The sequence below is a fragment of the Streptomyces sp. NPDC001781 genome (genome assembly GCF_053596035.1).
This window is the reverse complement of record NZ_JBSFFI010000026.1, coordinates 73,427-84,492: the sequence shown is the minus strand read 5'-3', so window position 1 is coordinate 84,492 and position 11,066 is coordinate 73,427. Positions and strand designations below refer to the sequence as shown.

Genomic DNA, 11,066 nt, shown 5'->3' with positions numbered 1-11,066 from the left:
CCGTCGGGGCGGTGGTGGAACCACTCGGGGTGCTTCTCCACCCACGGGTGGTCCGGGGAGCACTGCAGGGCGAAGTCCAGGGCGATCTCGAGGCCAAGCTCCCGTGCGCGGCCCACGAAGCCGTCGAAGTCGTCGAGCGTGCCGAGGCCGGGGTGGACGGCGTCGTGCCCGCCCTCCGGCGAACCGATCGCCCACGGCACACCGACGTCGTCCGGCCTCGCGTCCAGCGTGTTGTTGCGGCCCTTGCGATGCGTCGTCCCGATCGGGTGGATCGGCGGCAGGTACACCACGTCGAAGCCCATCCCCGCGATGGCCTCCAGACGCCTGCACGCCGTACGGAACGTGCCGTGCGGCTGCTCGGCCGTGCCCTCGGAACGCGGGAAGAACTCGTACCAGGAGCCGTACAGCGCCCGCTCGCGCTCCACCAGCAGCGGCATGGGGTCCGAGGCCGTCACCAGCTCACGCAGAGGGTGGCGGGCCAGGACCTCGGAGACCTCCGGGCCAAGGGCGTCCTTCAGACGGTGGTGCACCGAGAGCGTGTCGTCGCCGAGGGCGCGGGCGGCGGCCAGGACGCGATCGCGCTCGGGGCCCCCGGGAACGCCGGCGGCCGCGCGCTCGTGGAGCTCGGCACCCTCCTCGAGCACCAGGCCGGTGTCGATCCCGGCGGGGATCTTGATGCCGGCCGCGTGCCGCCAGGTGGCGATCGGATCGGACCACGCCTCCACACGGTAGGTCCAGCGGCCGGTGGCGTCCGGGGTGATGTCCGCGCCCCACACGTCGCTGCCGGGCGACAGCTCGCGCATCGGGGTCCACGGGCCGCGCCGGCCCCTGGGGCCGCGCAGGACCACATTGGCACCCACCGCGTCGTGTCCCTCGCGGAACACGGTCGCGGTCACCTGGAACGTCTCCCCGGCCACCGCCTTCGCCGGGCGCCTGCCGCACTCCACGGCCGGCCGGACGTCACGTACCGGTACGCGGCCGATGGCCGGGGTCCTGCGCATGGATCTCACCTCCGCCGTGCGCGAAGCCGGGCACACGGGGCCCGGCTTCGCGGTCCTGGATACGGGCCGGCAGGTGCCGCCCCGTAGGGGAACGCCATGTACGGTGCCAGGTCAGGGGCTTGGCGCCGTGGATCGCCGCTCCGGTGACTGCGCGCGTCGCGCGGTCCGTCCGGGCTGCGGCCGCCCGTCCTGCTCGCTCAGCCGGCCGGGCGGGGTGGAGCGCAGATACCGCTCCGCGGCGTCCGCCGCCTCTCTGGCGCAGCGTTTTCCCATCAGCACGCACAACGTGTAGCCCGAGTCCTCGAAGGTGCTCCGGACCGTGCGGTCGTGGGGCGAGGCGAGCATCACGCGCTCCCACGCCCGGTAACGCCGCAACTGCCGGGCCACTTCGGCCTTGGCGGGTAGCAGCATGGTCCCCTTCACCTTCCACGGCTCTCGACGTCGCGTTCCCGACGGTCGGGTGGTGTCCGCGCACAGGGAGGCGCGGAACCGTTACGGCGATCGAGGGCTTTCACTCATGGTGCACGTGTAAACACGCTCCGTCCTGTTGGAGCTTCAACGACCCCGCCGTCCGTGATGCTCGTGTTGCACGAATGGCGTAGCAGCCGCAGTGTGGATGGTGACTCAGAAGCGACTGGCTTTCACGCTGAGTGTCCGGTGATCCGCCGGACGGCCGTGGAGCAGGAGCTTCGCCGGTGAGGAGCAAGCGACAATGGAGACCGCAGTGCCTCGCTACTACCACCTCGATGTGGAAGTCAGCCCGGAACGTGTGGGACAGGTCAGCCGCATCCTGGCCGCCCACCTCAGTCACTGGGACCTCGACGATCTCGTGGACCCCGTCCGCCGCGGCACCGAGATTCTGCTGCGCGCCATCGACCAGCACGCCCCGGACACCACCACGTCCATCGAGATGTGGTGGAGCGGCCAGCACCTCATCACCGCCATCGGCGGCGGCGACCGCGACCTCGGCCCCGACGAGGGCCTGCGCGCCTGCCTCGTGGACATCGCCGCCATGAGCGACGGGTGGGGCTGCTGCGCCACCGAGACCGGGGCCAGGATCGTGTGGTTCTCTCAGCGAGCCCGCGCCGACCAGCGTGTCCCGCTGGTCCCGACGGCTCCCTCGCCGCACATCCGCCGGATGCTGCGCGTACCGCGCGCGGCCCCGCTGCCCGAACGGGCCGCAGAGGTGCCCCGCGTTCCGGTGGGCGCCCGGTGACGGCCAGGAAGTCCCGGAAGGGGGTGCCCGTGTGGAGCGGGCACCCCTATCCGTTGGGCGCCTCCTACGACGGCCAGGGCACCAACTTCGCGCTGTTCAGCGAGGTCGCCGAACGCGTGGAACTGGTCCTCGTCGACGACGCGGGCGCCGAGACGCCCGTACCCCTCCACGAGGTCGACGGGCCCGTCTGGCACGGCTATCTGCCGGAGGTCGGGCCCGGCCAGCGCTACGGCTACCGGGTGCACGGCCCCTGGCAGCCCTTCCTCGGCCACCGCTGCAACCCGGCCAAGCTGCTGCTCGACCCCTATGCCCGGGCCGTCGACGGCCAGATGGACAACGACCCCTCGCTGTACGAGCGCGACCCGCACGGCCCTGCGCCCGCGGACAGCGCCGGGCACTCGATGCTGGGCGTGGTCACCGACCCCTACTTCGACTGGGGCGACGACCGTCCGCCGGGCCGGCCGTACTCCGAGTCCGTCATCTACGAGACCCATGTACGCGGCCTGACCGCCACCCACCCCGACGTGCCGGAGCGGCTGCGCGGCACCTACGCCGGGCTGGCGCATCCCGCCGTCACCGAGCACCTGACCTCGCTCGGTGTCACCGCGGTCGAGCTGATGCCGGTGCACCAGTTCGCCCAGGACGGGGTGCTGCGCGACCGGGGTCTGTCGAACTACTGGGGCTACAACACCATCGGCTTCTTCGCCCCGCACAACGCCTACGCCGCCCTAGGCTCGCGCGGCCAGCAGGTCAACGAGTTCAAGGCCATGGTCAAGGCGATGCACGCGGCCGGTCTCGAGGTCATCCTCGACGTGGTCTACAACCACACCGCCGAGGGCAACGAGATGGGTCCCACCCTCTCCTTCCGGGGCATCGACAACGCCTCGTACTACCGCCTGGTCGACGGGGACTGGGCGCACTACTACGACACCACGGGCACCGGCAACAGCCTGCTGATGCGCCACCCGCACGTGCTCCAGCTCATCATGGACTCGCTGCGGTACTGGGTGACCGAGATGCACGTCGACGGCTTCCGCTTCGACCTCGCGGCGACCCTGGCCCGGCAGTTCCACGAGGTGGACCGCCTCTCGGCGTTCTTCGACCTGATCCAGCAGGACCCGGTGATCAGCCGGGTCAAGCTCATCGCCGAGCCCTGGGACCTGGGGGAGGGCGGGTACCAGGTCGGCAACTTCCCCCAGCTCTGGTCGGAGTGGAACGGCAAGTACCGCGACGCCGTACGGGACTTCTGGCGGGCCGAGCCCGGCTCGCTGGGCGAGTTCGCGTCCCGGCTCACCGGTTCCTCCGACCTCTACCAGGCCAGCCGGCGCAGGCCCCGGGCCAGCGTCAACTTCGTCACCGCGCACGACGGCTTCACCCTGCGCGACCTCGTGTCGTACAACGACAAGCACAACGAGGCCAACGGCGAGGGCAACCGGGACGGCGAGAGCGACAACCGGTCCTGGAACTGCGGCGCCGAGGGTGACACCGACGATCCGGCCGTGCTCGAACTGCGGGCCCGCCAGCAGCGCAACCTGCTGGCCACCCTGCTGCTCAGCCAGGGCATCCCGATGCTCGGCCACGGCGACGAACTCGGCCGCACCCAGCGCGGCAACAACAACGCCTACTGCCAGGACAACGAGATCTCCTGGATCGACTGGGACCTCACCGACGAGCAGCGCGCCCTCGTCGGCTTCACCCGGCGCCTGATCGGCCTGCGCGCCGAGCACCCCGTGCTGCGCCGGCGCCGCTTCTTCCGGGGCGAGACCGAGACCCGGCGCAAGCAGCCGCTGCCCGACCTGATCTGGCTGCGCCCCGACGCACGCGAGATGACCGACCAGGACTGGCGGCGCGGCGACGCGCACTCGGTGGGCGTCTTCCTCAACGGCGACGCCATCGCCGAGCGGGACGCCTACGGCGGCCGGGTCGTCGACGACTCCTTCCTGCTGCTCCTGAACGGCTTCTGGGAGCCGGTCGACTTCCGGCTGCCCGCCGCGTCCTACGGCGAGCGCTGGACCACACTGATCGACACCGCCGACCCCGAGGGCGTGCCCGACGAGCGGGAGCGCAAGGCGGCCACCCGGCTGCGGGTCGAGTCGCGGAGCCTGGTCCTGCTGTCCCGGCCGTCCCGCGACGGCTGAGCGGGGACGCGCAGCGGAGGGCGCCCACCACAACCCGGTGGGCGCCCTCCGCTGCCGTACGTCAGCGCGGCTCGCGCGCGGTCACCGTGAACTGGGCGCCGTCCTGGTCCCGCAGGACGGCCTCCCGCTCGCTCTCGCTCAGCACACTGCCGCCGTGCTTCTCGGCGCTGCGGGCGCAGCGCGCCACGTCGGCGACCGAGAAGTGGATCTGCCAGTGCGGCCGCACCGAGGGGTCCGGGGCCGCCTCCACCGCGCCGGAGTCGATCCGCGCCACGATGGTGCCCTGGCTGCGCAGCACCACCTCGCCGCCCTCGTACTCGACCTCGCAGCAGCCCGGCTTCCCGGTGGCCCAGTCCAGCACCTCGCCGTAGAAGATGGCCGCGTCGAAGGCGTTGCGGGTGTGCAGGCGGATGAAGGCGGGGGCGGAGCGGCGCCAGGACTCCCAGTCGGAGAACAGCTCGCCCTGCCAGATGCCGAAGGTCGCACCGTCGCGGTCGGCGAGCAGCGCGCCCCGGCCGGGCGGGAAGGACAACGGGCCCACCGCGGCCGTGCCGCCCCGCTCCCGTACCCGCGCCACTGTCACGTCGGCGTCGGGGACGGCGAAGTACGGGGTCCAGGCCACCGCCGTCTGCCACATCCCGGCGACCGCGGCGATCCCGGCGATCGGCACGTCGCCCGCGAGGGCGATCCGGAAGTGGTCGCCGAGGCCGGCGTCACGCCAGCGCCAGCCCAGTACGGCGCTGTAGAACTCCTCGGTGGCGCCGAGGTCGCGGCTGGTCAGGCTCACCCAGCAGGGGGCGCCGAAGACGGAGTGCGTCGAAACGGCGTCCTTCTTCTCTTCCAAGCCACCGCTGACGGATGTGTGGTGATTCATGACGGTCGCGTCCTGCTCTCGGGGCCCGGCGGCCACCGGTCTCGACCAGTGTCCGGCCGAAAGGGGGTCGGCTGCCTCCCGACTACCCCGCGCGAGAACCCTGATGTGCGCCGGGACCCCCGGCCACACAGCGCGTCCAGGCCGTCACGACGACGGGTTGCTTTCGTCCGGAAGAGTGAAGCCGCAGGGGGCAGAGGCGACGGCGGTGACTCAGCCGGGCTCGGCGCGCAGTTCCTCGCGCAGCCGGTCGAAGCAGCCGCTCAGCAGCCGGGAGACGTGCATCTGCGATATGCCGAGCTGCTCCGCTATCCCGCTCTGCGTCATACCTCGGAAGAATCGCAGGTAGAGGATGGTGCGCTCGCGCTCGGGCAGCGCCGCGATGCAGGGCTTCACCGCCGCCCTGTCCACCACCAGGTCGAATCCGGGGTCCGGCTCGCCCAGGGAGTCACCGAGCGCGTACCCGTCGGTACCCGCCACGTCGGCGTCGAGGGACAGTGCGGAGAAGCACTCCAGTGCCTCCATGCCGGTACGCACCTCGTCCTCGCTGAGGCGGGTGTGCGCGGCGAGCTCCGCGACGGTGGGCGGGCGGCCCGGAATGGTCTGTGCCAGTTCCTTGCCGGCGCCGCGGACCCGGTTGCGCAGGTCCTGCACCCGGCGGGGCACGTGCAGGGTCCACATGTGGTCCCGGAAGTGGCGCTTGATCTCGCCGGTGATCGTCGGCACCGCGTACGCCTCGAAGGCCCGGCCGCGCTCGGGGTCGTAGTGGTCCACGGCCTTCACCAGGCCCAGGGCGGCCACCTGGTACAGGTCCTCCAGGGACTCGCCGCGACCGCGGAAGCGGACGGCGATCCGCTCGGCCATGGGCAGCCACAGGCGCACCAGCTCGTCCCGGAGCGCCGCGCGCTCCGGGCCCTGCGGCGACCCGGCAAGGCGCTCGAAGGCGTGGGCCGTGTCGGGGGCGTCGTCATGCGGGTGGGTTTTCGTGCTGCCAGGTGCAGACATCGCGTGCGCTTCTCTCGCGGGCTGGGACGACAGGCGGATTCGGCACTGAAGTCCGTCTTCCCCAGTGTGCGGCAAAAACAAACAAACATGCCAATAAGGGGCAAAACTCGTGTCGGTCTTGACCCGGTTTCGGGCAGGGTGGCTCCATGGACGCGGGCCGTGAGAGGCGGTCGCCCGGAGTGATGTGCGGCACGCGCGCCAGTGGGCCCGCACACCCGCCCGGACGGTTTCTCCTGGGCACGGCTTGATCACCGGTCGAAGCGGGCGAACCGCCTGGCCATGTGGCATTCCGCTCGTTTGACAGTGTGCTGAGCACACGGATAGACAGCAGCTCGCGGATGGTCGAGAGGGGCACTGTGTACGAGCCGAACGTGGTCGGTGACTGGCAGGAGTACGGCGAGCACGCCGGTCTGCGGGTCCGCGTCCACCGTCTGGAGACGGCCGAACCGCCCCGCGGACGGGACGACGCCGCGGCCGGGCTGACGTACTTCAGCGTCCGGGTGACGATCGAGAACCGGGGCACCCGCCCGTGCGGCGTCCAGCTCGAGGACGGTCAGATCGACGTCCGGGTGGGCGCCGACGGCGAGGGCGCCTTCATCGACTGGCGCAACTCGCAGTTCATCGAGGGCTTCGACGTGTACCCGCTGCGCCGCGCCACCGCCGTGGTCCACGCGGCCGCCGCCGAGGACGCGCTCACCCACGTGGACGTCCAGGTCCATCTGCGGGTGGACGACGAGTGGACCGACCGCAGGCTGTGGGCCGGCGGCATCGGCCTGACCGAGTCCGCCCAGGTGGCCACCGCCGCCTGCGGGCCGGACAGCCTGGCGCACCAGCTCACCGCGTACCTGGAGGAGCGGACCGAACCCGGCACCGCCTGACGGGCGCCGGGCCGGCCTGCGAGAGGGTCAGCCGTTCGGGTCGAAGGGGATGCCGGCCGGCTTCGCCGACGCCAGGTGCGAGGCGAAACTCGCGTCCTTCAGGCCGAAGTGGGCGCTGCCGAAGTCGTAGCCGCTCAGCCTGTCGCGCAGACCGGGCGGGTAGCCGTCCCAGCCGACCAGCGCCGGGTACTGCCAGGTGTGCTTGTGGTTCTCCGGTGGCTCGTCGTTGTCGCCGGCCGCCCGGAAGCAGTGCGTGCCGATGCCGTCCTTGTGGTAGACGACCTTGGCGTGTGTGCCCTCGAAGCGGACCTCGGAGACCGGGTGCACGGTGAAGGAGCCGTGGTTGGACGTCGACACGTACCGCGTCTGCCCGTCCTGGACCCACACCACCACGTGCTCCCAGTCGTTGCGGTGGCCGCCGATGCCGATGCCGGGCAGCGCCTGGTCCTTCTCGAAGTACAGGCCGTAGAGATAGCCGCACCAGCCGTTGTTGCACCTGGCGCGCGAGTAGCCGTTGGTGTTGTCCAGATCGGAGGCGTCACGGCAGTTGCCGTCGAGCGCGCCGGTCGGTTTCAGGCCGGGGTTGATCGCACCGTCGGGGCCGATCGCGGGCGTCGGGTAGCAGCCGTCCGTGTCGTAGTCGAACGCGGGCTGGTATTTCAGCTCATCGGCCGTGGCGTTGACCGGGAGGGCGAGCGGGGGAGCGGCGAAGGCCGCGGCCGGGAACGCGAGCGCGAGGGTGGCGGCACCGGTGAGCGCGGCGAGCCATCCGCCGCGCCGGCGGCGGGACGTGGTCGAACCCACTGCATCTCCAACTGCGTTGAGGGAAAGGGGCGGTTCAGCATCCCGGCCGAAGGACCCGCTGTGAAGCCGTCCCGCCTGTCCCGCAGCTGAAATCCTCCCGGCCGAGTACTCACGGACCCTCGGGAAGGTCCGCCGCCGACTCCTCGGGGCTCAGGTCCCGGCGCAGCCGCAGCCAGCTCGGCTGGCGCAGCAGCCCCGCCCGCGTCCGGGTGCTGAAGCCGACCTCGCCGACCAGCCGGGGCAGCACCCAGCGTGCCCCCGGAATACGGGGCACGGGGTCGAAGGGGCACCGCTCGCCGGCCGATGCCGCCAGCAGCGCTGCCAGCTCGGTGCGCTCGGCCTCGCTCCAGCCCGTGCCCACCCGGCCCGCGTACACCAGCCGCCCTCCGGCGCGCTGACCCACCAGCACCGCGCCCGGCAGCCCGGACAGCCGGCCCTTGCCGGGCAGCCAGCCGCCGACGATCACGTCCACGCTCCGGGTGTTGCGGATCTTGATCCAGTTCCGGGAGCGGACCCCCGGCTCGTACACCGAGTCCAGCCGCTTGCACACCACCCCCTCCAGCCCGTGCTCCCGCGTCATCCGCAGCGCCTCGGCGCCGTGCCCCACCACCGCCCCCGGCACCGACCAGCGCGGGCCGCCCAGGCCGAGTCCTGCGAGCAGCTCCCGGCGCCGGGTGTACGGGGCCGCCATGCGGGGCCCGGAGAGGTAGGGCACGTCGAACAGCACCAGGTGGACCGGTGCCCGGGCCGCCCGGTGCGCCGCCAGGGCCGGGCTGTGCGCGAGGCCCATCCGGTTCTGGAGTGCCTGGAAGTCGGCCCGGCCCTCCGCGTCCAGGGCCAGCACCTCGCCGTCCAGGATCGCGGGTGTGGCTCCCAAGGTGGCGGCCAGCGGCCCGAGTTCGGGATAGGCCGCCGTGATGTCCTCCCCGGAGCGGGCCCGCAGCAGCAGGGTGCCGTCGCCCGGCAGGTACACCATCACCCGCTGCCCGTCCTGCTTGGTCTCGTACGCCCAGCGGGCGTCCTGGGCAGGCGGCGGCAGGGCGCCGGGGGTGGCGAGCATGGGGTGGACGAGCGGCAGCGGGGCGACGGTCACGGCAGAACATGTCGACCGCGGCGCACGCCCTCACGCGCCCGTCATCGCGCGTTCCCCCGAACGGCTGCCGCCGCCACGCCCGCACCCGAGCCGCCGACCGGCACCTACCCTAAAGTAATATCCGGCGGCAGGCCACCGAAGGAGACAACGTGCCCCCACGCTCGCCCCTGCTGCTCGCCGGTCTGCTGGCCTCGGCCGGGATCGCCCACTTCGCCGCCCCCAAGGTGTTCGACGCGCTCGTCCCCCGCGCCATGCCCGGCTCGCCCCGCACCTGGACCCTTGCCAGCGGGGTAGCCGAACTCGCCCTCGCCGCCGGGGTCGCCGTGCCCGCCACCCGCGCACCGGCCGCGAAGGCGGCGGCCGCGTTCTTCGTCGGGGTCTTCCCCGCCAACGTGAAGATGGCCGTGGACTGGCGGCACCGCCCGGCACCTCAGCGCACCGCCTCCCTCGCCCGGCTGCCCCTCCAGGTGCCGCTGGTGCTGTGGGCGCGGGGCGTCGCCCGTAACGCGAAAGGACAGTCATGAGCCTCCGGATCGGTGACACCGTCGAGGACTTCACACTGCCGGACGAGACCGGCGCCGCACGGCGGCTGAGCGAACTGCTGGCCGGCGGTCCCGTCGTGCTGTTCTTCTACCCGGCCGCCCTCACCTCCGGCTGCACCGCCGAGGCGTGTCACTTCCGTGACCTGGCGGGCGAGTTCGCGGCCGTCGGGGCCCAGCCCGTGGGCATCAGCGGCGACACCGTCGACAAGCAGCAGGAGTTCGCCGGACGCCACACGCTGGGCATGCCGCTCCTCTCCGACACCGACGGCACGATCCGCGAGCGCTTCGGCGTCAAGCGGGGCTTCACGCTCGCGCCCACCAAGCGGGTCACGTTCGTCATCGGGCGGGATCGCACGGTCCTGGAGATCGTCCGCAGCGAACTGCGCATGAACACCCATGCCGACCGGGCGCTGGCCGCGCTGCGGGCGGCGAAGGGCTGACCCCTCGCCGGTGGCCGGGGCCGTCCTCGCCAAGGCCACCGTCCGGCTGACACGATCGGGCGGAGCCCGTACGACGAGCATCGGAGCACACCCATGACCACGGACGGCACCTCGGCGGAGCGGCCCGGGAGCATCGCGGGCGTGGCGGTGAAGCCGGTCGCCGGGCACATCGGCGCCGAGATCACCGGCGTCGACCTCGCCGCACCGCTCGACGACTCCCTGGTGGCGCTGATCAGGGAGACGATGCTGCGCTGGAAGGTCGTCTTCTTCCGCGACCAGCGGCTCGACCACGCCGGGCACATCGCGTTCGCCCGCCGCTTCGGCGAGCCCGTGGTGCCGCGCAGGCGGGGGAGTGCCTCACCGGAGGGTCACCCCGAGGTGGAGACCACCGCGGACCGGCTGGAACTGGGGGGCCGGTTCGGGATGGAGCACGAGGAGTGGCTGCGCCGGCGCCGGCACACCCTGCTGCGCGGCTGGCACTGCGACCACGGCGCCCGGATCGACCCGCCCGCCGCGACGGTCCTGCGCGCCGAGACCGTGCCCCCGTACGGAGGTGACACCACCTGGGCCAATCTGGCCGCCGCCTATGCCGGGCTCTCCGCTCCGGTGCGCGCCTTCGTGGACGGGCTGCGGGCCGAGCACCGGCTCGGGGTCGGCTACCAGCCCCGGCCCGGAGACGACGCGTACCTGCGGCATCTGCTGGACCACCAGATCGCCTCCGAGCACCCCCTGGTGCGCGTGCACCCGGAGACGGGGGAGCGGGTGCTGTTCGTCAACGGCTACTACCTGGAGCAGATCTCCGGTGTCTCCCGCCCGGAGAGCGCGGCCCTGCTGGAGATGCTGCTGGAGCAGGCGGTGCGGCCGGAGTACACCGTCCGCTTCCGCTGGGAGCCCGGCAGCGTCGCCTTCTGGGACAACCGGGCCACCATGCACCTCGCCCCCGGCGACACCGCCCATGTGGACCACCCCCGGATCATGCACCGGGTGATGCTCCAGGGCGATGTGCCCGTGGGCGTGGACGGCGTCCCCTCCGAGCCGCTGGTGGGGACGGCACCCGGGCGCTGGTAGGCGCGCCGGG

The 11,066-nt window shown here is 72.4% G+C and carries 12 protein-coding genes; 6 read left to right on the top strand and 6 right to left on the bottom strand.

Annotated features, from left to right (window positions below; translation table 11 throughout):
* Both ACWCV3_RS22595 and ACWCV3_RS22590 read right to left on the bottom strand, forming a co-directional pair.
* A partial coding sequence (locus tag ACWCV3_RS22595; RefSeq protein ID WP_451227004.1) for a maltotransferase domain-containing protein occupies positions 1–1,001 on the bottom strand: 1,001 nt, incomplete at its 3' end.
* Positions 1,002–1,112: 111 nt separating this feature from the next.
* Positions 1,113–1,412, bottom strand: coding sequence for a DUF5133 domain-containing protein (locus ACWCV3_RS22590; protein ID WP_031183318.1), 300 nt, complete (start codon positions 1,410–1,412; stop codon positions 1,113–1,115).
* Between the two features lie 301 nt (positions 1,413–1,713).
* Between ACWCV3_RS22590 and ACWCV3_RS22585 the strand changes: the two genes are divergently transcribed.
* A complete protein-coding gene (locus tag ACWCV3_RS22585) occupies positions 1,714–2,217 on the top strand; it encodes a pep a2 (protein ID WP_451227001.1) in 504 nt (167 codons plus the stop codon).
* Between the two features lie 23 nt (positions 2,218–2,240).
* Positions 2,241–4,355 carry a glycogen debranching protein GlgX gene (gene glgX / locus ACWCV3_RS22580; protein WP_451226998.1) on the top strand — a complete coding sequence of 705 codons (2,115 nt, stop codon included), beginning with the start codon at positions 2,241–2,243 and terminating at the stop codon, positions 4,353–4,355.
* Between the two features lie 61 nt (positions 4,356–4,416).
* Here the strand turns inward: glgX and ACWCV3_RS22575 are convergent, their stop codons facing one another.
* Together ACWCV3_RS22575 and ACWCV3_RS22570 are read right to left on the bottom strand one after the other, a co-directional pair.
* Entirely contained in the window at positions 4,417–5,229 is an 813-nt protein-coding gene (locus ACWCV3_RS22575; RefSeq protein ID WP_451226995.1) for a VOC family protein, read from the bottom strand.
* A 210-nt stretch (positions 5,230–5,439) separates the two neighbouring features.
* Positions 5,440–6,231: an RNA polymerase sigma factor SigF gene (locus ACWCV3_RS22570; protein ID WP_451226992.1), complete on the bottom strand. Its 792-nt coding sequence runs from the start codon at positions 6,229–6,231 to the stop codon at positions 5,440–5,442.
* Positions 6,232–6,587: 356 nt separating this feature from the next.
* Here ACWCV3_RS22570 and ACWCV3_RS22565 point away from each other — a divergent pair, with 356 nt between their 5' ends.
* The gene (locus ACWCV3_RS22565; RefSeq protein WP_451226989.1) at positions 6,588–7,109 is read left to right on the top strand and encodes a hypothetical protein; all 522 of its coding nucleotides are present in this window, start codon (positions 6,588–6,590) and stop codon (positions 7,107–7,109) included.
* A gap of 27 nt (positions 7,110–7,136) precedes the next feature.
* Here the strand turns inward: ACWCV3_RS22565 and ACWCV3_RS22560 are convergent, their stop codons facing one another.
* Both ACWCV3_RS22560 and ACWCV3_RS22555 read right to left on the bottom strand, forming a co-directional pair.
* A complete protein-coding gene (locus ACWCV3_RS22560) occupies positions 7,137–7,913 on the bottom strand; it encodes an NPP1 family protein (RefSeq protein WP_451226986.1) in 777 nt (258 codons plus the stop codon).
* Between the two features lie 109 nt (positions 7,914–8,022).
* Positions 8,023–8,973 carry an ATP-dependent DNA ligase gene (locus ACWCV3_RS22555; protein WP_451227016.1) on the bottom strand — a complete coding sequence of 317 codons (951 nt, stop codon included), beginning with the start codon at positions 8,971–8,973 and terminating at the stop codon, positions 8,023–8,025.
* A gap of 182 nt (positions 8,974–9,155) precedes the next feature.
* Between ACWCV3_RS22555 and ACWCV3_RS22550 the strand changes: the two genes are divergently transcribed.
* The 3 genes from ACWCV3_RS22550 to ACWCV3_RS22540 all read left to right on the top strand — a co-directional run bounded on the left by ACWCV3_RS22550 (position 9,156) and on the right by ACWCV3_RS22540 (position 11,056).
* The gene (locus ACWCV3_RS22550) at positions 9,156–9,530 is read left to right on the top strand and encodes a DoxX family protein (protein WP_451226984.1); all 375 of its coding nucleotides are present in this window, start codon (positions 9,156–9,158) and stop codon (positions 9,528–9,530) included.
* Positions 9,527–9,988 (top strand): peroxiredoxin, encoded by a 462-nt coding sequence (locus tag ACWCV3_RS22545; protein WP_451226981.1) that lies wholly within the window; start codon positions 9,527–9,529, stop codon positions 9,986–9,988. Before ACWCV3_RS22550 ends, ACWCV3_RS22545 begins: the two co-directional genes overlap by 4 nt.
* A gap of 93 nt (positions 9,989–10,081) precedes the next feature.
* Positions 10,082–11,056, top strand: a complete 975-nt coding sequence (locus tag ACWCV3_RS22540; protein ID WP_451226978.1) for a TauD/TfdA dioxygenase family protein — start codon at positions 10,082–10,084, stop codon at positions 11,054–11,056.
* Positions 11,057–11,066: the final 10 nt, after the last annotated feature.

Bases quoted from the DNA above. Each gene is read 5' to 3' on its own strand.
- ACWCV3_RS22590 (WP_031183318.1), bottom strand. From the start codon at position 1,412: ATGCTGCTACCCGCCAAGGCCGAAGTGGCCCGGCAGTTGCGGCGTTAC.
- ACWCV3_RS22545 (WP_451226981.1), top strand. From the start codon at position 9,527: ATGAGCCTCCGGATCGGTGACACCGTCGAGGACTTCACACTGCCGGAC.
- ACWCV3_RS22585 (WP_451227001.1), top strand. From the start codon at position 1,714: ATGGAGACCGCAGTGCCTCGCTACTACCACCTCGATGTGGAAGTCAGC.
- ACWCV3_RS22575 (WP_451226995.1), bottom strand. From the start codon at position 5,229: ATGAATCACCACACATCCGTCAGCGGTGGCTTGGAAGAGAAGAAGGAC.
- ACWCV3_RS22540 (WP_451226978.1), top strand. From the start codon at position 10,082: ATGACCACGGACGGCACCTCGGCGGAGCGGCCCGGGAGCATCGCGGGC.
- ACWCV3_RS22570 (WP_451226992.1), bottom strand. From the start codon at position 6,231: ATGTCTGCACCTGGCAGCACGAAAACCCACCCGCATGACGACGCCCCC.
- ACWCV3_RS22555 (WP_451227016.1), bottom strand. From the start codon at position 8,973: ATGCTCGCCACCCCCGGCGCCCTGCCGCCGCCTGCCCAGGACGCCCGC.